This window comes from Ensifer sp. PDNC004, from assembly GCF_016919405.1.
Classification (GTDB): domain Bacteria; phylum Pseudomonadota; class Alphaproteobacteria; order Rhizobiales; family Rhizobiaceae; genus Ensifer.
In genome coordinates this window covers 1,411,937-1,433,063 of record NZ_CP070352.1, presented here as the reverse complement: position 1 = coordinate 1,433,063, position 21,127 = coordinate 1,411,937, and the positions used below count along the sequence as shown (strand labels likewise).

At 63.2% G+C, this 21,127-nt stretch carries 15 protein-coding genes; 8 read left to right on the top strand and 7 right to left on the bottom strand.

Annotated features, from left to right (window positions below):
• Positions 1-224: 224 nt before the first annotated feature.
• From urtE to urtA, 5 genes are all read right to left on the bottom strand, one after another.
• Complete coding sequence (gene urtE / locus JVX98_RS06310; protein ID WP_205236182.1) at positions 225-920, bottom strand: urea ABC transporter ATP-binding subunit UrtE; 696 nt, start codon at positions 918-920, stop codon at positions 225-227.
• 35 nt (positions 921-955) lie between these two features.
• Positions 956-1,720, bottom strand: coding sequence for an urea ABC transporter ATP-binding protein UrtD (urtD, locus tag JVX98_RS06305; RefSeq protein ID WP_205236181.1), 765 nt, complete (start codon positions 1,718-1,720; stop codon positions 956-958).
• A gap of 4 nt (positions 1,721-1,724) precedes the next feature.
• The gene (gene urtC / locus JVX98_RS06300; RefSeq protein WP_205236180.1) at positions 1,725-2,885 is read right to left on the bottom strand and encodes an urea ABC transporter permease subunit UrtC; all 1,161 of its coding nucleotides are present in this window, start codon (positions 2,883-2,885) and stop codon (positions 1,725-1,727) included.
• Positions 2,882-4,498, bottom strand: a complete 1,617-nt coding sequence (gene urtB / locus JVX98_RS06295) for an urea ABC transporter permease subunit UrtB (protein WP_205236179.1) — start codon at positions 4,496-4,498, stop codon at positions 2,882-2,884. Before urtB ends, urtC begins: the two co-directional genes overlap by 4 nt.
• A 172-nt stretch (positions 4,499-4,670) precedes the next feature.
• Positions 4,671-5,963, bottom strand: a complete 1,293-nt coding sequence (gene urtA / locus JVX98_RS06290) for an urea ABC transporter substrate-binding protein (RefSeq protein ID WP_205236178.1) — start codon at positions 5,961-5,963, stop codon at positions 4,671-4,673.
• 325 nt (positions 5,964-6,288) lie between these two features.
• Between urtA and JVX98_RS06285 the strand changes: the two genes are divergently transcribed.
• The gene (locus JVX98_RS06285; RefSeq protein ID WP_205236177.1) at positions 6,289-7,599 is read left to right on the top strand and encodes an adenylate/guanylate cyclase domain-containing protein; all 1,311 of its coding nucleotides are present in this window, start codon (positions 6,289-6,291) and stop codon (positions 7,597-7,599) included.
• Here the strand turns inward: JVX98_RS06285 and JVX98_RS06280 are convergent.
• Together JVX98_RS06280 and JVX98_RS06275 are read right to left on the bottom strand one after the other, a co-directional pair.
• The gene (locus JVX98_RS06280) at positions 7,586-9,220 is read right to left on the bottom strand and encodes a DUF5054 domain-containing protein (protein ID WP_246764808.1); all 1,635 of its coding nucleotides are present in this window, start codon (positions 9,218-9,220) and stop codon (positions 7,586-7,588) included. The two genes, JVX98_RS06285 and JVX98_RS06280, sit on opposite strands and share 14 nt — an antisense overlap.
• A 312-nt stretch (positions 9,221-9,532) precedes the next feature.
• A complete protein-coding gene (locus tag JVX98_RS06275) occupies positions 9,533-10,573 on the bottom strand; it encodes a LacI family DNA-binding transcriptional regulator (RefSeq protein WP_029742798.1) in 1,041 nt (346 codons plus the stop codon).
• Positions 10,574-10,805: 232 nt separating this feature from the next.
• Here JVX98_RS06275 and JVX98_RS06270 point away from each other — a divergent pair, with 232 nt between their 5' ends.
• The 7 genes from JVX98_RS06270 (at position 10,806) to JVX98_RS06240 (ending at position 21,053) form a co-directional block, all read left to right on the top strand.
• Entirely contained in the window at positions 10,806-12,167 is a 1,362-nt protein-coding gene (locus tag JVX98_RS06270; RefSeq protein WP_205236176.1) for an extracellular solute-binding protein, read from the top strand.
• Between the two features lie 116 nt (positions 12,168-12,283).
• Entirely contained in the window at positions 12,284-13,192 is a 909-nt protein-coding gene (locus JVX98_RS06265; protein ID WP_205236175.1) for a carbohydrate ABC transporter permease, read from the top strand.
• Positions 13,192-14,025: a carbohydrate ABC transporter permease gene (locus JVX98_RS06260; RefSeq protein ID WP_205236174.1), complete on the top strand. Its 834-nt coding sequence runs from the start codon at positions 13,192-13,194 to the stop codon at positions 14,023-14,025. The genes JVX98_RS06265 and JVX98_RS06260 overlap by 1 nt, the downstream gene beginning before the upstream one ends.
• A gap of 13 nt (positions 14,026-14,038) precedes the next feature.
• Positions 14,039-15,142 (top strand): ABC transporter ATP-binding protein, encoded by a 1,104-nt coding sequence (locus JVX98_RS06255; RefSeq protein ID WP_205236173.1) that lies wholly within the window; start codon positions 14,039-14,041, stop codon positions 15,140-15,142.
• Positions 15,143-15,149: 7 nt separating this feature from the next.
• On the top strand, positions 15,150-16,553 hold the full coding sequence (locus tag JVX98_RS06250) for a CehA/McbA family metallohydrolase (RefSeq protein ID WP_205236172.1): 1,404 nt from the start codon (positions 15,150-15,152) through the stop codon (positions 16,551-16,553).
• Positions 16,554-16,750: 197 nt separating this feature from the next.
• Positions 16,751-20,137, top strand: coding sequence for an ATP-binding protein (locus tag JVX98_RS06245; protein WP_205236171.1), 3,387 nt, complete (start codon positions 16,751-16,753; stop codon positions 20,135-20,137).
• Positions 20,130-21,053, top strand: a complete 924-nt coding sequence (locus JVX98_RS06240) for a response regulator transcription factor (protein ID WP_192450332.1) — start codon at positions 20,130-20,132, stop codon at positions 21,051-21,053. The genes JVX98_RS06245 and JVX98_RS06240 overlap by 8 nt, the downstream gene beginning before the upstream one ends.
• Positions 21,054-21,127: the final 74 nt, after the last annotated feature.

Here is a 21,127-nt window from a genome sequence, read left to right as displayed (position 1 = left end):
CGCACTCTTTCGCTTAGGATGTCCTACACCCAAACTGCACCATTCTCAATAAAATACGTCAGTTACTGCATAGATTTAGTGATTTTAGAAGGCGCTTTTATGGCAGGGGGAGAATTTCCGCTCCCTTGAGAAGGTGGTTTTGCCTCAAGAGCCTGCAGTCGCTTGCCTCGGACGCCACGAAACCCAACGCCGGTGCATCGGAGGTGTAACTGTTCAGGATGCGATCACACCGTCAGATGGCGGCGCGCCTCTGATGTGTCCAGTGTTTCGGCTGCGCCCTCGTGGACCACAGCGCCCCGGTCGAGGATGTAGACGTGGTCGGCGAGTTCGCGGCAGAAATCGAGATATTGCTCGACCAAGAGGATCGCCATGCCGGTCGAATCCCGGAGATAGCGGATCGCCCGGCCGATATCCTTGATGATCGAGGGCTGGATGCCTTCGGTCGGTTCGTCGAGCACCAGGATCTTCGGCCGTGTCACCAGCGCCCGGCCGATTGCCAGCTGCTGCTGCTGGCCGCCGGAGAGGTCACCGCCGCGACGGCCGAGCATCGAGCGCAGAACCGGGAACAGGTTGAAGACGTCATCGGGTATCGAGCGGTCGCCGCGCTTCAGTGGTGCGTAACCGGTCTCCAGGTTTTCCTTGACCGTCAGCAGCGGAAAGATCTCACGCCCCTGGGGGACGTAGCCGATGCCTTCTTTTGCCCGCCGATGGGGCGCCATGCCGGCGAGTGCTGCGCCGTTGAAGCCGATCGCGCCGGCGCTGACCGGATGCTGGCCGGTGATTGCCCGAAGCAGGCTCGATTTGCCGACGCCGTTGCGCCCGAGCACGCAGGTGATCTTGCCCATTTTGGCCGTGATCGACACGTTTCGCAGCGCCTGCGCGGCGCCGTAATGCAGATTGACGTTTTCGACGCTGAGCATGGCGCGCCCTCCTTGAAGATTTTCGGTGTGAACCATCACCGGCCAAGATAGTTCTCGATCACTTTCGGATCGCTGCTGACGAAATCGATCGAGCCTTCCGCCAGCACCGCCCCTTCGGCAAGGCAGGTGACCTTGACCCCGAGTTCACGGATAAAGCCCATGTCGTGCTCGACGACGACGACGGAACGGGTCCTGGCGATCTCCTTCAACAGGACGGCCGTTTCCGCGGTTTCGGCGTCCGTCATGCCGGCGACCGGTTCGTCGACCAACAGCAGCTCCGGCTTCTGCGCAAGCAGCATGCCGATCTCCAGCCATTGCTTCTGGCCGTGCGAAAGATTGGCGGCGAGATCGCCCCGACGCGAAGAGAGGCGGATGGTGGCAAGGATCTCTTCGATCCGTACCTTGTCCTCGGCCGTCACCCGATAGAACAGTGTCGAAAACACGCCGCGCTGGCGGTTGAGCGCAAGTTCGAGGTTGTCCCACACCGTGTGGCTTTCAAACACCGTCGGTTTCTGGAACTTGCGGCCGATGCCGAGCGAGGCGATCTCCGCCTCGTCCTTTTTCGTCAGGTCGATCTCGCCCTTGAAGAACACCTGTCCCTCGTCCGGCCGGGTCTTGCCGGTGATGATATCCATCATCGTCGTCTTGCCGGCGCCATTCGGGCCGATGATCGCCCGGAGTTCGCCGGGCTCGATAACGAAGGAGAGCGCATTCAACGCCTTGAAACCGTCGAAGGAGACGGAGACGCCGTCGAGATAGAGAAGGCTGGTCGGCTTGGTCTGCCCGATTGTCTGGTTCATGTGGTTACTCCGCCGCCATGGGTTCAACGGCCAGATTGTCCGGTGTTTCAGCCGCCCGCGCCTTGCGCTCCGCACGACGGCGGGCAAGGTAGCCGCCGGCCGTTCCGACGACGCCCTTCGGCAGGAACAGGGTGACGAGCACGAAGAGGCCGCCAAGCGCAAAAAGCCAGAATTCAGGAAACGCCGCGGTGAAGATGCTCTTGCCGCCATTGACGAGGATCGCGCCGACGATCGGGCCGATCAGCGTGCCGCGCCCGCCGACCGCCGTCCAGATGACCACTTCGATCGAATTGCCGGGCTCGAACTCGCCGGGATTGATGATACCGACCTGCGGCACATAGAGCGCGCCGGCAATACCCGCCATCATCGCCGAGACGGTGAAGGCGAAAAGCTTGATGTGTTCGACCCGGTAACCGAGGAAGCGCGTCCGGCTCTCGGCATCACGCACGGCCACGAGCACCTTGCCGTATTTGGAGCGCACGATCGCCGACGTCAGGATCAGGCAGAGCGCCAGCATCAGCGCCGAGGCCGCGAACAAGGCGGCGCGGGTGCCGTTGGCCTGGATGTTGAAGCCGAGGATGTCCTTGAAGTCGGTCAGGCCGTTGTTGCCGCCGAAGCCCATGTCGTTGCGGAAGAAGGCGAGCAGCAGCGCATAGGTCATCGCCTGGGTGATGATCGAAAGGTAGACGCCGTTGACGCGCGAGCGGAAGGCGAACCAGCCGAAGACGAAGGCAAGCAGCCCCGGCACCAGCACCACCATCAGGGCGGCGAACCAGAACATGTCGAAGCCGTGCCAGAACCAGGGCAGTTCCTTCCAGTTGAGGAAGACCATGAAATCCGGCAGCAGCGGATTGCCGTAGGAGCCGCGCGCGCCGATCTGGCGCATCAGATACATGCCCATGGCATAGCCGCCGAGCGCAAAGAAGGCCGCATGCCCGAGCGAAAGGATGCCGCAGAAACCCCAGACGAGATCGAGCGCCAGCGCAAGCAGCGCATAGGTGAGATACTTGCCGAACAGCGAGACCAGATAGGTCGGCACATGCAGCGGATGGTCGGGTGCGGTCAAGAGATTGAGCGCCGGGACAAGCATGGCGAGGCCGACAAGGATCGCCACGACCGTGAGGATGCTGCGGTCTGCTGACTTCATCAGAAACGAGGTGATCATGCTTCCACCGCCCTTCCCTTGAGCGCGAAGAGCCCGCGCGGTTTCTTCTGGATGAAGAGGATGATCAGCACCAGGACAAGGATCTTGCCGAGCACGGCACCGGCATAGGGCTCGAGGAACTTGTTGAGGATGCCGAGCGAGAAGGCGCCGACGAGCGTGCCCCAGAGATTGCCGACACCACCGAAGACGACAACCATGAAGCTGTCGATGATGTAGCCCTGTCCGAGATTGGGCGAGACGTTGTCGATCTGCGAGAGCGCGACGCCAGCCATGCCGGCAATGCCGGAGCCGAGCGCGAAGGTCAGGGCATCGACGAGCGGCGTGCGAATACCCATGGAGGACGCCATGCGCCGGTTCTGGGTCACGGCCCGCATCCGAAGCCCCATCGGCGTCTTCTTCAGCAGGAACAGGAGGGCCGCGAAGACCGCCAGCGCGAAGATGATGATCCAGAGCCGGTTCCAGGTGATCGTCAGCCCGCCGAGATCAAACGCGCCGGACATCCAGGAGGGATTGCCGACCTCGCGGTTGGTCGGCCCGAAGAGCGAACGCACCGACTGCTGCAGGATGAGCGAGATGCCCCAGGTGGCAAGCAGCGTCTCGAGCGGGCGGCCATAGAGAAAGCGGATGACGCCGCGCTCGATTGCAAGGCCCACCGCGCCGGTCACGAGAAAGGCAAGCGGCAGCGCGATCGCCAGCGACCAGTCGAAGAGGCCGGGATAGGCATTGCGTATGACTTCCTGCACGAGGAAGGTCGTGTAAGCGCCGAGCATGACCATCTCGCCATGGGCCATGTTGATGATCCCCATGACGCCGAAGGTGATGGCAAGGCCGATTGCCGCCAGCAAAAGGACGGAGCCGAGCGACAGCCCGTACCAGACGTTCTGCCCGGCGCCCCAGAAGGCCTGGGTCTGCTCGATCCGAGCGATCGCCGCCTCGATATCGGGTTTGAGGGAAACATCGGCAGTGGCGAGAGCAGAGGTCAGGACGGCTAGACCGTTGCGTCCGTTGCCTTCGGCAAGCAGCGCGATCGCCTGCCGCTTCTGATCGTCCGGGCGATCCGAGACGAGCAGCGTCACCGCGCGGGCCTCATCGAGAACCTTGCGCACAGTCCCGTCTTTCTCAGCCGCGATCGCCGTTTCGATCGCCTCGAGCGCATCGGCATTCGGCGTCTGCAGCATGGATTGCGCCGCCTTCATGCGCGCACTGGTATCGTCGCTGAAGAGCGTGAGACCTCCGAGCGCGCTGCGAACCGCGCGACGCACGGCATTGTTGACCTTGACCTTCTGCATCGCCGCCTTCGGGGCCTCTCCGGCATCGGCGGCGCTCACGGGATCGACGAGCAACAGGTCCGCGCCCTGCGTCTTGACGAGGAAGACCTTGCCGTCGGACTTGCGCTGGTAAAGCTCGCCCTCGCCCAGGGCCTCAAGCACCGGAATGACCTTCGCGTCGCCGGTCTTGGCCAGCGCCGCTATGTGGTCGTCCATGTCGGAAAGTTTTGCGCTGCCCAGCTGGTCGATCAGCGGGCCGAGGTCCTCGGCTGCGCGGGCACCGACCACATGGGCGGATATCACCAGGCACAGCGCAACAAATAGGATCTGCAGAATTCGGTACATGGCCCCCTCGTCCGGGTCCGGTCATGCGGCGCATGCACAAACCCGTCATCGCCCCAGGCAGGCTCCCTTCGCTCGTGCGCGCCGCCGAACGAAGGGCATGCCTGTCTCAAGTTTTCGTCATGCAATCACTGTCCGGGCGGCAAGCCGCCCGGCCTTTGACTAGGTGATGAAATCAGGAGCCCTTGCCGCCGCACTTGCCGGTGGCAATGTTGAAGTTGCCGCAGGACATCGGTGCGCGCCAATCGGAGATCAGGTCCTTCGAGTCGGGCAGATAGTCGGACCATTCGTCGCCGACGACGAGGCCGGGCGTTTCCCAGACGGTCTCGAACTGGCCGTCGCCCTGGATCTCGCCGATCAGCACCGGCTTGGTGATGTGGTGGTTCGGCATCATCGTCGAATAGCCGCCCGAAAGATTGGGCACGGAGACGCCGATCATCGCGTCCAGAACCTTGTCCGTATCGGTCGTGCCAGCCTTCTCGACCGCCTTCAGCCACATGTTGAAGCCGATGTAATGCGCTTCCATCGGGTCGTTGGTCACGCGCTTGTCGTTCTTGGTGTAGGCTTTCCAGGTCTTGATGAATTCGGCGTTGGCCGGCGTGTCGACCGACTGGAAGTAGTTCCAGGCGGCGAGATGGCCAACGAGCGGGCCGGTATCGAGGCCGGCAAGCTCTTCTTCGCCGACCGAGAAGGCAACGACCGGGATGTCCTCGGCCTTGACGCCCTGGTTCGCCAGTTCCTTGTAGAACGGCACGTTGGCATCGCCGTTGATGGTCGAGACGACGGCGGTCTTCTTGCCGGCCGAGCCGAACTTCTTGATGTCGGAGACGATCGTCTGCCAGTCGGAATGACCGAAGGGCGTGTAGTTGATCATGATGTCCTCGGGCTTCACGCCCTTGGCGATCAGATAGGCTTCGAGGATCTTGTTGGTCGTGCGCGGATAGACATAATCGGTGCCGGCGAGCACCCAGCGCTCGACGCTTTCGTTCTCCATCAGGTAGTCGACGGCCGGGATCGCCTGCTGGTTGGGTGCAGCCCCTGTGTAGAAGACGTTGCGCTGGCTTTCCTCACCCTCGTACTGGACGGGGTAGAAGAGGATCGAATTGAGCTCCTCGAATACCGGCAGAACCGACTTGCGCGACACCGAGGTCCAGCAGCCGAACACCGCCGAGACCTTGTCGACCGAGACCAGTTCGCGCGCCTTTTCGGCAAAGAGCGGCCAGTCGGACGCAGGGTCGACGACGACGGCCTCGAGCTTCTTGCCGAGCAGGCCGCCCTTCTTGTTCTGCTCGTCGATCAGCATCAGCATGGCGTCCTTCAGCGTCGTCTCGGAAATCGCCATGGTGCCGGAGAGCGAATGCAGGATGCCGACCTTGATCGTGTCGTCCGCGGCGAAGGCGCCGCTGAACGCCGTCGTCGACAGGATAGCGGCCAGGAATGCGCCGGTCACGCTTGCCTTGATAGTCATCTGATGGAACCCCTCTCGTTCTGGAGCAACTGGCCTTTCGGTGCTTCTAGCCGCTGCTTGAGGGGATCATCGGACAGCCACGCTGCACTGCACATACGTCATTCTACGTAGGCGCCGGGGGCAAAGAGGAACGCGAGAGGTAGCCTCGTCGCGGGCAGTTGCATCGCAACGATGGCAGCGGCCTTGACCTTCCCATCGTTGGAAGCCCTAAAACCTAATCTGGCCGCAGGTCAGCGGGCGTTCGGCCACGCCACATATTCGACGCGAATCGACTGGTAGCAGAGCGGCTATCGCCGGCCGTTGACGCAGGGGAATGCCGAAAGACATGACGTCCTCACTTCATCCGCATTGGGATTCTGCCCGGGAGAAGCGTTCGCTCACCCTGCGCTTCGTTGCTTTCGCAATCCTGCTGGCAAGCCTGCTGCTCGGCGGCAATGCGGGTGCGGAACGCATGCACGCGGTCGTCGTCGTCAGCTATCTCGCCATCAGCGTGGCGTCGGTGGCGACGTCGCGTTATCTGCCCGGCCGCACCTCGCTGACGACCCTCTTCGTCGTTCTCGATGCGCTGTTGGTCGCGCTGCTGCTCTACGCCCATATCCTGGCCGGTCCAGTAACGGCCAACCACAATCTGACGACGACCAGCCTCGTCGTCGCCTTTATCCTGCTCGTCCATGTCGGCCTCAAGCTCGAGCGACGCCTGGTCCTGCTCTTTTCCGCCATTGTGCTCCTATCCTGGGTAACGATGCTGGCCATGACTGCGGCAAGGCACGATGCGTCCGGTCCGCTTTCGCTGCTCGGAGCGTTCTTCAACCAGGATCTTGGTTTGACCGTGAGCTTCGGCTTCACCGCCTTTGCCATCTATCTTCTTGCGCGCGACCACGACCGGACGCGCAAGGAAGCGTTGAAGGCCGACCAGCGGCGGCAAAATCTCTCGCGCTTCTTCTCGCCGCTGGTTGTTTCCGCGCTTCAGGAGAAAGGCGATGTGCTCGGCCTGGAGCGGCGCAGCGCCGCAATCATGTTCGTGGACCTGCGCGATTTCACCAGCTTTGCCGAGGCGGCGCCGGCACCTGAGCTCGCCTTCGTGCTTGCCGAATACCGCCAGCTCGTCTCGCAGACGATCTTCGAACACGGCGGTACGGTCGACAAGTTCATCGGCGATGGCGTCATGGCGGTCTTCGGCCAGCCAAGGCCAAAGGAAGACGATGCCGACAGGGCGCTTGCCTGCGCACTCGATCTCGTCGACATCCTCACGGATTGGAAGAACCACAACGCGCGCAACAACCATCCGGCGCTCGATGCCGGCATCGGCTTGCACTACGGCACCGTCGTCGGCGGCGTTCTCGACAGCGGCTGCCACAGCGAATTCACCGTCATCGGCGATGCGGTCAACGTCGCCCAGCGCCTGGAATCCATGACCAAGACGCTGCAGGTGCCGCTCGTCGTCTCCGCCTCGCTGATGTGCCGGCTTCAAGGACCCGCACCGGAGGCCGCATGGATATCGCACGAGGCGGTCGTGCTGCCGGGTCGCCGCCTTCCGGTCGACATCTGGTGCCTCCAACGGGAGACGGGATCGGCTCACCCGAACGAAGACGAGCCCTCCACCACTCCGCAGTCGCTGACGATTACCGACCGCTGAAGCTGAGCTTGAAGCGCGTGGTGAAGTCGCCGCCCCACCACATGGGGAAGTTGGTGCCCCATTTGTTGTTGTGGATGTTGAAGCGGACGCCTGAGGAGTAGTCGGGCAAGTCCTTGCAGAAGGCCATGAACGGCCAGGACTGCGGCGCAACCAGCGGCGTGTCGAGATTTTCGACTAGCAGCTCTACACCCGCTTCCGTCTGCCCGCGAACAGCCGTGACCGCCTGCAGCTGCGCACCCCCCGCACGGGCAAAATTGTCGGTCGCATGCCAATGCCCCGTCTTGCGCACACCCCACGCGGAACGCCCCTCGGGCGTGAACGACAGGAAACTCGCTTCCGGCATACGGTTGGCGTTCTTGCCGTAAAGCGTCAGCCGGATGTCTAGGCCGTCCTTGCCAGCGGAAAAGTCGATGGCGATTTCGGCCGGCGCACCCAATTGCTCCACAGCCTCGATGGGCATTTCCCCGACAATCGATGTCGCCGTCGTACCCCGAAGCCTGGGCGCATAAGTCCGGGACCGGGCCTCCGCGACATTGGCAAGCCCGGGCTTGTCGTGATCAAGCACCGCCCAGTCCATCCATTGGGTCAGGTAAGTATCCATATGCCGCCGCACGTCGCCGGCATCGTAGCTTTCGTAGCGATAGGCGATCAGCGAACCATCGTCGCCACGGACCGTCCGGCCGTCGGGCGCGGTCAAGGCGGCGACATCCCCTGTGGCCGGATCGAGGTCGATGGTCCAGCCGCCCACCTTTAGCCGAGTGGCAGAATTCGCGGGTTCAGGACACGGTGGCGCGGCAAGCTCGACAAGCGCCGCTCCCGCACGCGCGGCATCTTCTCCGTCTAGTTCCGCCACTGCCTGTTCAAGGTAGGCCCGCTGCTCCGCCCAGGAGGCCTCGGTATAGTGGAAGCGCTGATCGGATTTCCGTGCCGCCTCGAAGGCGGGGCGTGCCCAGGCCTTTTCGTCGCGCAGGAAGGATTTGATGTCGACGCCGCAGGTGTGTTCGGCCACCAGCGCCAGCTTGCGGCCAAAGGCCTGGCGGCTTGCGGTCATCCGCTCACCGGCAAAGCGGTCGTAGAGCCGCTGCAGCGCCAGATAGCGGGCGATCTTTTCCGGATCGGTGCCGCTGCCGTGGATCCAGCTATCGCCGAGTTCCTTCTCGACGACCGGGAAACGCTCGCGCGCCGCCCACATCAGTTTGCCGTAGTCCTCCAGCGTCGCTGCGCGCACGGTTGCACCCGGCTCGTGTCTGAGGATTTCGCGATAGGCTTCGGCCGCCTGCGACACGCTCTGCGGGCCGATGTTGTCGCTGGTATGGGCGAAGCTCAGGCCATCGGAGAGACCCTCGGGGAAATAGGTCTCGCCATAGGAGCGCTGGTACATGACGACGATTTCCTCGCCGCCCGCCGCCCGCCAGCGGAAAATATCCGGGATTTCAGGCGGCGGCGAAGCGGAGTTCACGCCGATATGCAGGAAGCGCACGCCGGCTTCCGCGAGCAGCGGCACCATGCCGAGCGTATGGCCGGGCACGTCGGTCATCTTGGCGGCGATCGTCTTCAGGCCAAAGCGTTGGTCGAGTTCCTGCGCGTAGGAAAGCCCCGCCTTGAAAAGATCCGGCGACATCAGCTCCGTATGGGTGGTGAAGGGCAGCGCATGCCAGCGGATCAGGCCGCGCTCGATCGCTTGCTCCAGGCGGGCGACCTCCTCCTTCGAACGTGAATTCAGATGATCCCAGATCAGCCAGGCGCCGGTCGTCCAGATGAACTGCGGCTCGTCCGGGTTTTCGTTGAAAAAATGCGCGCCCGTCTCGATCGCCTGCGGGATGAAGCGCTCGTGATATTGCTTGCGGATCTTCTCGGCGTGATCGGTAAAGCCGATATCGAGATGGGTCTTGAAGACGACGTGAATGCGTTTTTTCGGTCATGTTCGCTACCTTCAGCCGACGGTGCCCCGCACGATCAGGCGGGTGTTGAGTGTCTCGGTAAATGGCTCGGCATCGGGTGCCCGAAGCCGCATGAGGATGAGGCGGACGAGCGCACGCACGCGCTCTTCGAGGTCGATGCGCACGGTGGTGAGGTTGTAGCTCTTCCAGTGCGCCTGCGGGATGTCGTCGAAACCGACGACCTTGACGTCCTCTGGCACCGAAAGCCCGAGTTCGTGGCGGAGCGCGTCGATCGCACCGAAGGCGCCGACGTCGTTGGCCGCGAAGATCGCATCGGCGCCCTCGCCGATCCTGAAGAGATCGAGCGTCGCCTGGTAGGCGGTGTCGTAGGTGTAGTCGCCGGCAAGGACGATCGGCGCGTCCATGCCGCGTTCGGCCAGCGTCTCCTTCAGCGTGCGCTCGCGCTCGGCATTGGCAAGCGACTGCGCCTTGCCGCCGAGATAGGCGATGCGTCGCGCGCCATAGCCCTGAAGCAGGGCCACGGCCTGCTCGATGCCGTTCTTCTGCCGCACGAGCAGGCGGTCATAGAGCGTGCCGGAGGCAGCCCCTGCAAACTGCTTCACGTCGTCGTAGATCACGTAGATCGGCACGGCGCGGTCCAGAAAGCCGCAGAGCACGTCGGGCAGGATGTTCTCGGTAAAGGCGATCACCGAATCCGGATTGAAGCCGCGCATATAGGTGAGCAGGCGCGGATCCATGCTGAAATCGGCCTTGGCCTTGAAGAGCAGCGTGGCGAAGCCTTCCGCCTGCAGCGCCGTCGTCAACGCGTCGATTTCCTGGCTCTCCCAGGGGCTGCAGACGTCGGGCACGATCATGCCGACGAGATGCGAGCGGCCGGTCACCAGCGATCGCGCCGCCATGTCGGGCGTGTAGTTGAGCTCCCGCGCCACCTGCAGGATGCGGTCGCGTTTCTCCGGCTTCAGTGAAGCATTCGGGTTGAAGGCCCGCGAGACCGCCACGCGGGAAACATTGGCCTCGCGCGCCACCTGGTCGGCGGTGGCTCGGGCAGCTTTCTTGTCGGCGCGCTCGTTCATCGATCCGTCACAAAATGAAAACGTGTTCATTCGCAGAAGAAAGCAACACAGCGATTTCGTCAAGTGGAATAGGTATTCCGTCAATTTTTGCGCCTGGAACACATGATGCGTGTTGACAAAAATGAAAGCGTGTTCATTCTTGACCGTCGTCGGGACGCCGGACCTGGAGGAGGGACGGACTGTCGCAGCCAGACACATAGGTCCTTGAGAGGATCGACCGGGAGGAGAAAACATGCGTACCAGGTTTCATTCCCTATTGCTCAGCGCAGCCGCGGCCATCGCCTTTGCAGCACCCGTGAGCGCCACCGAACTCAACATTACCTGCCGCTGCATCATCGGCGGCGTAAACAGCGGCATGGCCGAGTGGATCGAAAAGAAGGTCATTCCGGCCTTTACCGAGAAGATGAAGGGCGAAGGCAAGGACGTCACCGTCAAGCTCACCCAGTTCGGCGGTGAGGACGAGCAGCTGACGCAGCAGCTCGCGCTCGATTTCTCCACCGGCGCCGGCCCTGATGTCTCCGGCTTCGACGGCTTCCTGATCCCGAGCTTCGTCCAGGGCAATCTCCTGAAGCCGCTTGAGGAAGTGGCCGGCCCAGACGTTCCGAAATGGGAAGGCTGGCAGCATATTTCCGACGGCACCAAGGCGCTGATGAGCTACCAGGGCAAGCCCTATGGCATCGCGCTTGGCACCGACGCCCGCATGATCTTCGTGCGCAAGGACCTGTTCAAATCGGCCGGCCTCGATGCCGACAGCTGGCAGCCGAAGTCCTGGGACGAGTTGCTCGACGCCGCCCGCAAGATCAAGGCGGCGGCCCCTGACAGCTTCCCGCTGCAGCTCAATGCCGGTGTCTCCATGGGCGAGGCGACGACGATGCAGGGCTACTGGATGGCGCTGCTCGGCACCGGCGAACAGGTCACCGACGACAGCGGCAAATACATCGTTTCGAGCCAGGGCATTCTCGACACGCTGAAGCTCTACAAGACCATCTATGTCGACGACAAGCTCGGCGACCAGCGCGCGCAGTTGCTGGCCGACGGCCGCAACCGGACCTTCGCCAATTTCCGCGACGGCAAGACGGCGATGCTCATCGAGGGCGACTGGTTCTATCGCTCGGTGACAGCGCCCGGCGCCGAATTCGCCGTCGCCGATCGCGACAACACCATGACCTGGAAGAAGATGCCGGCCGCGGCACCGGGTAAGGGCCTGCGCGGCCAGGACTTCGTCACCATGTCGGGCGGCACCGGCTTCGTCATCAATCCGCATACGGACGCGCCTGCCGAATCCTGGGCGCTGCTTTCCTTCATGAACAGCAAGGAGCAGCTCGACGCGTTCCAGGAAATCCAGCCGGCCATCCGCATCCGGGACGACGTGGCGATCCCGAACTCGCCGTTCCTGACGGAAACGGCAACGACGCTTTTGCCGATCACCACGGCCCGTCCGAACGACGCCAACTACAACAAGGTCTCGACCGAGATCCAACGCATGACCGAAAGCGTCGTTTCCGGCGAGCTTTCGCCTGAAGACGCAATGGCCCAGTACAAGGCGGCCGTGATCGCCATCGTCGGCGAAGAAAACACCGTCAGCACGCTCTAACGCCAATGCGGGATGCGGCCCTAACCAAGCCCTCGTCCCGCTTCGATCCAACGACAGAGCGCCCGGCTGCCATCCGTGGCCGGGCTCCCGATCCAGGATATGGGCATGAAACACGCATGAAGAAATTCACCCTGCTTTCGACGCGCGCCGGCGCGCTTTTCCTGGCACCGGCGTCGGCCCTCGTCGGGGTCTTCGTCATCATTCCCTTCTTCTGGGTGATCTTCGTATCCTTCACCAACCGCACGCTGCTCGGCCGCACGGCCGTCGACCCCGATTTCGTCGGCCTCCAGAACTATTTCGCGCTCTTCAATCCCGCGACCTTCTTTACCCGCGGCCAGTTCGGCTTTTCGCTGATCCTGACGATCCAGTTCGTGCTGCTATCGGCCCTCATCGGCCAGGCGCTTTTGGGTCTCCTGCTCGCCTGGCTCAGCCAGACGGTCACGCCGACGCTCAAATCCTTCCTGCAGACGGCTGTCATCGCCGCCTGGATCCTGCCGGAGGTGGTAATCGGCTTCGCCTGGTTCGCCTTCCTCGACTACGACAACGGCACGCTCAACATGATCCTGCGCGGTCTCGGCCTGCCGCCCGGCGACTGGCTGTTGCAGCAACCGTTCTGGGTGATCGTGTTTTTCAACACCTGGCGGGGCGCCGCCTTCTCGATGATGCTGTTCAATTCGGCGTTCCAGTCGATCCCGCCGAGTTATTTCCAGGCGGCAGATGTGGCCGGCGCCACCTCCTGGCAGAAGCTTCGCGACATTGCGCTGCCGCTGATCCGCGGCCATGTCGTGACCGACCTGATCCTCATCACCATGTGGACCTTCAACGTCTTCACGCCGTTCCTGCTCACCCATGGCGGGCCGTCCTATCGCACCGAGATCCTCTCGATCTACACCTACCGCATCGCGTTCAAGGATTTCGAGTTCGGCAAGGGCGCTGCCGTCGGCGTCGTCATCATGCTGATCAACCTGGCCTTTGCGCTCGTCTATCTACGCCTTGCCCACAAGAAGCCGGTGGAGGCGGAATGATGCGGAAGAAAACTCAGAACATCTTCGTGCGGCGCACGATCTTTGCGGCCGCCGCCACTTTCCTCGGCACTGTCTTCGCGCTGCCGCTCGTCTGGTTCATCTTCGCCCCGTTCAATGCCCGTGCCGAACTCGGGCTCGCGATCCCCTCGCCCTTCACGCTCTCGAACTTCACTACCGTCTTCCAGAACACGTTTGCGATGCAGGCCCTGCTGAACAGCCTGATCCAGGCGGCGGGCGGCGTGGTACTGGTCGGCGCGGCGGCGACGCTTGCCGCCTATGCCCTCTCGCGCTCGCCGATCCCCGGCAAGGGTGCCGTCACCTATATCCTGCTGCTCTTCTCGTCGGTCGTTTCAGGCTCGGCGGCGATGGTGCCGATCTTCCTGATCATCTCGGCGGCAGGCCTGATCGATACCCATCTCGCCGTCATCCTCGTCTTTGCCGGCGGACTACTGCCGACCGCGATGTTCATTCTGCGCGATTTCATCGACGCCATCCCGCGCTCCTATGAAGAGAGCGCCATGGTCGCCGGCGCCTCGCCGCTGCAGGCGTTCTTCGACGTGGCTTTGCCGGTCATCCGGCCGGGCATCGTCGTGGTGGTCGTCTGGGCCTTCGTCAACATCTGGGGCAGTTTCCTCATCCCCTTCATCCTGCTGCGCAGCGACAAGCTGATGCCGGCCTCCGTCGCCATCTATTCCTTCTATTCGGAGGCCGGCACGCCGATCGTCACGCTGCTTGCCGCCTATTCGCTGATCTACTCCCTGCCCGTCATCGCCCTCTATCTCTTCGTGAATTGGAAATTCGGTTTCCGGTTCTTCGGTGGCATCAAGTCGTAATCGGAAATCTGTCATGGCCTCTGTCGAATTCCAGAACATCTCCAAGACCTTCGGCGCCTTCGTCGCCGTGCCCGACATCAGCTTCCAGATCGCCGATGGCGAATTCATCTGCCTGCTCGGCCCGTCGGGCTGCGGCAAGACCACCAGCCTGCGCATGATCGCGGGACTTGAAACTCCGACCTCCGGCCGAGTGATGATCGGGGGACGGGACGTGACCTACCTGCATCCGAAGGACCGCGGCATATCCATGGTCTTCCAGGACTATGCGCTCTACCCGCACATGAACATCGCCGACAACATCGCTTACCCCTTGAAAGTGCGCGGCGAGCAGGAAACCAAGCGCCACGCCCGGGCCAAGGAAGTCGCCGATGTCCTGAAGATCGGCGACTTGATGAAGCGCCTGCCAAGCCAGATCTCCGGCGGCCAGCAACAGCGAACGTCGTTGGCGCGTGCGCTCGTCTATCCGAGCGAGGTCTATCTTTTCGACGAACCGCTTTCGAACCTCGACGCCAAGCTCCGGCTCGAAGCGCGCGGCTTCCTCAACCACCTGCAGCGCGACATGGGCATGACCGCCGTCTACGTCACCCACGATCAGGCCGAGGCCATGGCGCTTGCGACCCGTATCGCCGTCATGGACAAGGGCCGGATCGTTCAGTTCGCCCCGCCAATCGAGATCTACCGCCGACCGGCAACCACCTTCGTCGCCAACTTCGTCGGCAATCCGCCGATGAACCTGGTACCGGTCGAAGCATCGATCGGCGAGGGCGCCCTCCACCTCCGCGCCGACGGCCTTCAGCTTGCGCCGATCCCCCTCACCGAGGCCATCGCCAAGGCGGCAAAATCAGGCAAGATGACGCTCGGCGTCCGCCCCGAACATCTGCGCATTGCTGCCGCGGGTGACCCGAACGTGGTCTCCGGCGCACTCTTCGCCAACGAGAACATGGGACCCGAGAGCCTCGTCACGTTGGAACGCGGCGACAACGGTCGCGTCACCGCGCGCATCTTTACAGACGACGAGATCAAGGTCGGAACATCAGTCCATCTCGCCTTCGACGCCAGGCACATCACCCTCTTCGACGACAGCGGCGCGCGTATTCCCGCCGCCGACGAGTGCTGAGGCCGCCATGCAGGAATTTTCCGTGCGGATCACCCGGCAGCATCAGGCGGCCGATCCCTATTTCTACATACCCTTCGAGGTGCCCGATGGGGTGACGCGCATCGACGCCACGCTAAGCTATCCGAAGGCGGAAGATTGCATCATCGATCTCGGCGCGCTCGATCCGCGGGCGACCGACTACCCGACCAGCCAAGGCTTTCGCGGCTGGAGCGGCGGGGCGCGCGACCGCTTCTTCATCGCCACCGATGACGCAACACCCGGCTACATTCACGGCCAGATACCGCCCGGCCGGTGGAAGGTGATGCTCGGTCTCTACAAAATCCCCGATGACGGCGCCGACGTCCGCGTGATGGTCGACTTCGACAAGAGCCCACGTCCGATTGCTCCGCAACCGGAAAGAACCGTCCCCGTGCGCAGACAGGCCGGCTGGTATCGCGGCGACCTGCACTGCCACACCTTCCACTCGGATGCGGCCGGCTCGCCCGAATTGTTGCACGCCGCCGCCAAACAGGCGGGGCTCGATTTTCTTGCGGTTGCCGACCACAACACCATCACCCAGCGGCGCTATTTTCACCCGCATTCCTCCGCCGACCTCGTCTTCGTCCGTGCCATGGAAATTACTACCGCGGTCGGCCACGCCAATGTCTTCGGCGTCGACGACTGGATCGATTTCCGCATGACGAAACCCGAGCACGCCCACACACTCGCGCGCCTGGTGCACGAAAGCGACGGCCTGATCTCGGTCAATCACGACAAGCCGACCATCCCCTGGGACTACGACCTGCCCGAAATCGACTGCATGGAGGTCTGGCAGTCCCATTGGCTGGCGTGGAACTGGGTGTCACTCGAACGCTACCAGCAGCGCCTCGCCTCCGGCCTGAAGATCTCGGCGATCGGCGGCAGCGATTTCCATCAGCCGGCGCGGCTGATGCCCGAGGGACCGCTGGTTCTTGCTCGGCCGACGACGGTTCTCTATCTCAACGAACTTTCCGAAGACGCCGTGCTCGGGGCCATGAAATTAGGCCATGGCTATGTCACGGAAAGCCCAACCGGGCCGCATCTGGAACTCGTTGCCAACGGCCAGCCGATGGGATCGACGGTAGCTGGCCCGGTGGCTGCAGAGGCTTTGGTTCGCGGCGCCGTCGGCGACAGGCTGCTGTGGCTCGACGCCTCGGGCATTGTCAGCGAACAGGTGATCGAAGCCGACGATTGGACCGGCCACTATGCCGGTTCGCCCGATCGCTTCTTCCGGACCGAAATCGTCGCCGTCGCAAGCCGCGAGACGATCGTTGCCGAGTTCCGCGACGCATTCGCCGGTAAAAGCCTGCCCTGGCAGCTTTCCGAGGAGGATATCGCCCGCCAGACGATCCGCCGGGCGATCAGCAACCCAATCTATTGCCACGCTGGCTGACGCACGCTTCCTGCTCTCGTTTGAATTGGTTTCCACGGCATCAGCTACCGCCTGCCGTCCGTTGACCTATGGGCATTGGGAACGGGCCGCCCCAGTCTGCCCTTCCCGCAAATTTTTCGTTTGCAGCAATTTTAAGCAGAAATCTTCCGTGCTAAGAAAAGAGGCATAAGTTCCCTCGACGGCACGTTAGGACCCCCATGGCGGCACGCCAGCGCATCATTCCCATAAGGCGGGAATACAATCGTTGGGTCGCCAACCAGACGCTTGAAGACTATGCGCTGCGCTTCACCGCCAAGAGCGCCCGGCGGTTTTCCTCCGAGCGCATTTCGCAGACCGCCATCGGCGCGATCTCGTTTCTGGCGCTAGAAGCGATCGGCGGCGCCATTACCATGTCCTATGGCACCACAAATGCGATCGTCGCAATCGTCGTCGCCAGCCTGATGATCCTGGCCGTCGGGCTGCCGATCAGCCGCTACGCCATCCGCCACGGCGTCGACATCGATCTGCTCACTCGTGGTGCCAGCTTCGGCTATATCGGCTCGACGGTGACCTCGCTGATTTATGCCAGCTTCACCTTCATCCTCTTTGCGATCGAGGCCTCGATCATGTCCGGCGCGCTCGAACTGGCGCTCGGGATTCCCTTGTGGATCGGCTACATCCTGAGCGCCGTCGTCGTCATCCCACTCGTCACCCACGGCGTGCGGCTGATCAGCAAGTTCCAGCTGATCACGCAGCCCTTCTGGATCGTGCTCAACGTCCTGCCCTTCGTCTTCATCGCCTTCGCCGATTGGGGGAAGGTCGGCGCCTGGCTTGCCTATGCGGGCATGCATCACGCTTCAGGGCCGCCCGGCACCTTCGCGCCGTTCGATCTCGTCGAGTTCGGCGCGGCATCGGCCGTCATCTTCGCGCTCATGGCGCAGATCGGCGAGCAGGTCGACTTCCTGCGCTTCCTGCCGCCCGATGGTCAGCGCAAGCTGCATCATCGCATCGCCGTCTTCCTCGCCGGCTCTGGCTGGGTGATCGTCGGCGCGCCGAAATTGCTGGCAGGCTCCTTCCTGGTGGTGCTGGCGCTTTCGGCCGGCGTGCCTTCGACCCGGGCCGCCGATCCAGCGCAGATGTACTACACCGCCTTCGGCTACATGATCCCCTCCGATACGGCAGCACTGCTGCTGATGGTCGCCTTCGTCGTCGTGTCGCAGTTGAAGATCAACGTCATGAACGCCTATGCCGGGTCGCTCGCCTGGTCGAACTTCTTCTCGCGGCTGACCCACAGCCACCCGGGCCGCGTCGTCTGGCTGGTGTTCAACGTCGCGATCGCGCTTCTGTTGATGGAACTCGGCATCTACCGGCTGCTCGAAGAAACGCTCGGCGTCTTCTCGATCATCGCCATGGCCTGGCTCTGCACCATTTCGGCCGACCTCTTCGTCAACAAGCCGCTTGGCCTGTCGCCGCCGGGCATCGAGTTCAAGCGCGCCCATCTCTATGACATCAACCCTGTCGGCCTCGGCGCCATGGCGATCTCGGCGACGGTGGCACTGACAGCGCATTTCGGCGCCTTCGGCGACGTCGCTGCGTCGCTTGCGCCCTACATCGCGCTGGTCGCCTCCTTCGTCGCCTCGCCTGCGATCGCCCGGGCGACCGACGGCAAGTTCTACCTTGCCCGCAAACCGCGCCGAAGCTGGGCCAACCGGACGGACATCACCTGCTCGATCTGCGAGCACCCGTTCGAGCCGGAGGACATGGCCTGGTGCCCGGCCTATGTGGCGCCGATCTGTTCGCTCTGCTGCTCGCTCGATAGCCGCTGCCACGACATGTGCAAGCCGAAGGCGCGCTTCAACGCTCAGGTCGCGACCGTTGCCAACACGCTGCTTCCGCGCTCCGTCACGGAAAAGCTGGCGACGCGGCTCGGCCGCTACGCCATCTCTGCAGTGCTGTCGATCGCCGGTATCGGCCTCATCCTCGCAATGATCGCGCATCAGACCGCCGGCACATCCCCGGAGGTCGCGGCGGTCGTCGAGCGCACCGTAACCGTGGTTTTCTTCGTCTTTGCGGTGCTCGCCGGTATCGTCTCGTGGTTCTACGTGCTTGCCCATGACAGCCGCGTGGTCGCCGAAGAAGAATCCTCCCGGCAGAATACGTTGCTCCTGAAGGAAATCGCCGCCCACAAGAAGACCGACGCTGCCCTGCAGCAGGCAAAGGAAACGGCTGAGGCCGCCAACCGCGCCAAGAGCCGCTACGTCGTCGGCCTCAGCCATGAGCTTCGAACGCCGCTCAACGCCGTGCTCGGCTACGCCCAGGTGCTGGAGCGCGACGAGACGATCCCGCCGGCGCGCCAGGGCGCGATCAAGGTGATCAAGCGCAGTGCCGATCATCTTTCCGGCCTGATCGACGGACTGCTGGACATTTCGAAGATCGAGGCCGGCAAGCTGCAGGTCTATTCGAACGAGATCAACATTCACGATTTCCTCGACCAGATCGTCGAGATGTTCCGGCCGCAGGCGTTGGCGAAGGGCATCAGCTTCGAGCACGAGCGCGCCGCCAGCCTGCCGCGCTATGTAAAGACCGACGAGAAACGCCTGCGCCAGATCCTCGTCAACCTCCTTTCCAACGCTATGAAATTCACCGAGCGCGGCGGCATCCGTCTGGATGTCGCCTATCGCAGTCAGGTCGCGACCTTCACGATTGCCGACAGCGGCCGCGGCATCGGCGACAAGGACCTGCCGCGCATCTTCGATCCCTTCCAGCGCGGCGAGGCCGAACATCAAGGCAGCATGCCGGGCCTCGGTCTCGGCCTCACGATCACGCGGCTTTTGACGCAGACGCTTGGCGGCGAAATTTCCGTCACCAGTGCGCTGGGGCAAGGCACCAGCTTCCGGGTAAGGCTGATGCTGTCGGCGGTCGATCGTGCGCTACCTCCCGCAGCCCCGCGCCGCATCACCTCCTATCTCGGCCCGCGCCGCACCATCATCGTCGTCGACGACAATGCCGACCATCGTGACCTCATGCGTGAGATCCTCGTGCCGATGGACTTCACAGTGCTGACCGCCGCGTCCGGAGCCGATTGCCTGGCGCTGCTTCAAGACCTCGGCGCGGACCTCTTCCTCATCGATATTTCGATGCCGGGCATGAGCGGCTGGGAGCTTGTCGACCGGCTGCGCCAGGGCGGACAGGTCGCGCCGATCATCATGTTGTCGGCCAATATCGGCGACGGTTCGGCGACCGGAGCGTTCCGCGGCCACAGCGACACGCTCGCCAAGCCCTTCCCCGTCGGCCAACTCGCCGACAAGCTCGCCGTGCACCTTGGCCTCACCTGGGTTCACGAGGGAGAGGAGAAGCAAGCCGGCCCGGCACCGGCCACAAAACCGCTGATGCGCCCCGACGCCTTCCACGTCGAAGAGCTGATCCGCCTTGGAGAGATCGGCTATGTCAGGGGCATCGAGGCCAAGCTGACGGAGATTGCCCTGCAGCCCGAACACCAGCCCTTCGCCGAGGCCGCCCGCGCCTATGTGCAGGCCTTCGACCTCTCGGGCTACGACGCTTTCCTCAAGAACAACGCGGCCAACGGAGACAACGCCCATGGCTGAAACCAATGACCGCCGCGACATCGTGCTTCTCGTCGACGATTCCCCGGAGGCGCTCGGCTTCCTGACGGAAGCGCTGGAACAATCCGGCTTTTCCGTGCTGATCGCGACCTCCGGCAATGCTGCCCTTTCGATTGCCGAGCGCATCACGCCCGACGTCATCCTGCTCGATGCCGTCATGCCCGGCATCGACGGCTTCGAGACCTGCCGCCGCCTCAAGGGCAACGCCGCCGTCGGCCAGACGCCGGTGCTGTTCATGACAGGGCTGACAGAGACCGAACACGTGGTGCGCGCGCTCGAGGCCGGCGGCGTCGACTATCTGACCAAGCCGATCAACATCGATGAGTTGAGGGCGCGCATCCGCGTCCATCTCTCCAATGCCCGCTCGGCGCAGAGCGCAAGGGTCGCACTCGACGCGGCCGGCCGCCATCTGCTCGCGGTGCGCAGCGACGGAAGCGTCTGCTGGTCGACGCCGCAGGCAACGCGTCTCGTCAACGCCGCAACCGGCCGCGACGATGGCATGGCAATCGTCACCCGGCGCATCGCGGGCTGGATGGCAACCCGCCTGCGCGCCAGCGCGCCCGAAGACGGCAGCTTCACGCTCGACCAGCCCGAGCAGTCGTCGCTGCAGATATCCTTCCTCGGCTCGATCGGCCCGAATGAACACCTCTTCCGTCTCACGGCCGAAAATCGTCGCTCAGACGATGCGGTGTTGCGTCAGCACTTCGCTTTGACCCCCAGGGAAGCGGAGGTGCTGCTGTGGATCGCCAAGGGCAAGGCGAACCGCGACATCGGCGAGATCCTCGGCCTGAGTGCACGTACGGTCACCAAGCATCTGGAGCAGATTTACGTGAAGCTCGGCGTCGAGAACCGGGCGTCCGCCGCGGTGAAAGCCACGCAAGTTCTGCACGGAATATGACGCCGCGAACGGAACATCCGCCGCCGTCACACGTTCGGCTGGTTATCCAGATGCCCTTTTTGTAAGATCGACGC

Excerpts from the sequence above, each read along its gene's own strand:
- urtE (WP_205236182.1), bottom strand. The coding sequence starts at position 920 with ATGCTCAGCGTCGAAAACGTCAATCTGCATTACGGCGCCGCGCAGGCG.
- urtD (WP_205236181.1), bottom strand. The coding sequence starts at position 1,720 with ATGAACCAGACAATCGGGCAGACCAAGCCGACCAGCCTTCTCTATCTC.
- urtC (WP_205236180.1), bottom strand. The coding sequence starts at position 2,885 with ATGATCACCTCGTTTCTGATGAAGTCAGCAGACCGCAGCATCCTCACG.
- urtB (WP_205236179.1), bottom strand. The coding sequence starts at position 4,498 with ATGTACCGAATTCTGCAGATCCTATTTGTTGCGCTGTGCCTGGTGATA.
- urtA (WP_205236178.1), bottom strand. The coding sequence starts at position 5,963 with ATGACTATCAAGGCAAGCGTGACCGGCGCATTCCTGGCCGCTATCCTG.
- JVX98_RS06285 (WP_205236177.1), top strand. The coding sequence starts at position 6,289 with ATGACGTCCTCACTTCATCCGCATTGGGATTCTGCCCGGGAGAAGCGT.
- JVX98_RS06280 (WP_246764808.1), bottom strand. The coding sequence starts at position 9,220 with ATGTCGCCGGATCTTTTCAAGGCGGGGCTTTCCTACGCGCAGGAACTC.
- JVX98_RS06275 (WP_029742798.1), bottom strand. The coding sequence starts at position 10,573 with ATGAACGAGCGCGCCGACAAGAAAGCTGCCCGAGCCACCGCCGACCAG.
- JVX98_RS06270 (WP_205236176.1), top strand. The coding sequence starts at position 10,806 with ATGCGTACCAGGTTTCATTCCCTATTGCTCAGCGCAGCCGCGGCCATC.
- JVX98_RS06265 (WP_205236175.1), top strand. The coding sequence starts at position 12,284 with ATGAAGAAATTCACCCTGCTTTCGACGCGCGCCGGCGCGCTTTTCCTG.
- JVX98_RS06260 (WP_205236174.1), top strand. The coding sequence starts at position 13,192 with ATGCGGAAGAAAACTCAGAACATCTTCGTGCGGCGCACGATCTTTGCG.
- JVX98_RS06255 (WP_205236173.1), top strand. The coding sequence starts at position 14,039 with ATGGCCTCTGTCGAATTCCAGAACATCTCCAAGACCTTCGGCGCCTTC.
- JVX98_RS06250 (WP_205236172.1), top strand. The coding sequence starts at position 15,150 with ATGCAGGAATTTTCCGTGCGGATCACCCGGCAGCATCAGGCGGCCGAT.
- JVX98_RS06245 (WP_205236171.1), top strand. The coding sequence starts at position 16,751 with ATGGCGGCACGCCAGCGCATCATTCCCATAAGGCGGGAATACAATCGT.
- JVX98_RS06240 (WP_192450332.1), top strand. The coding sequence starts at position 20,130 with ATGGCTGAAACCAATGACCGCCGCGACATCGTGCTTCTCGTCGACGAT.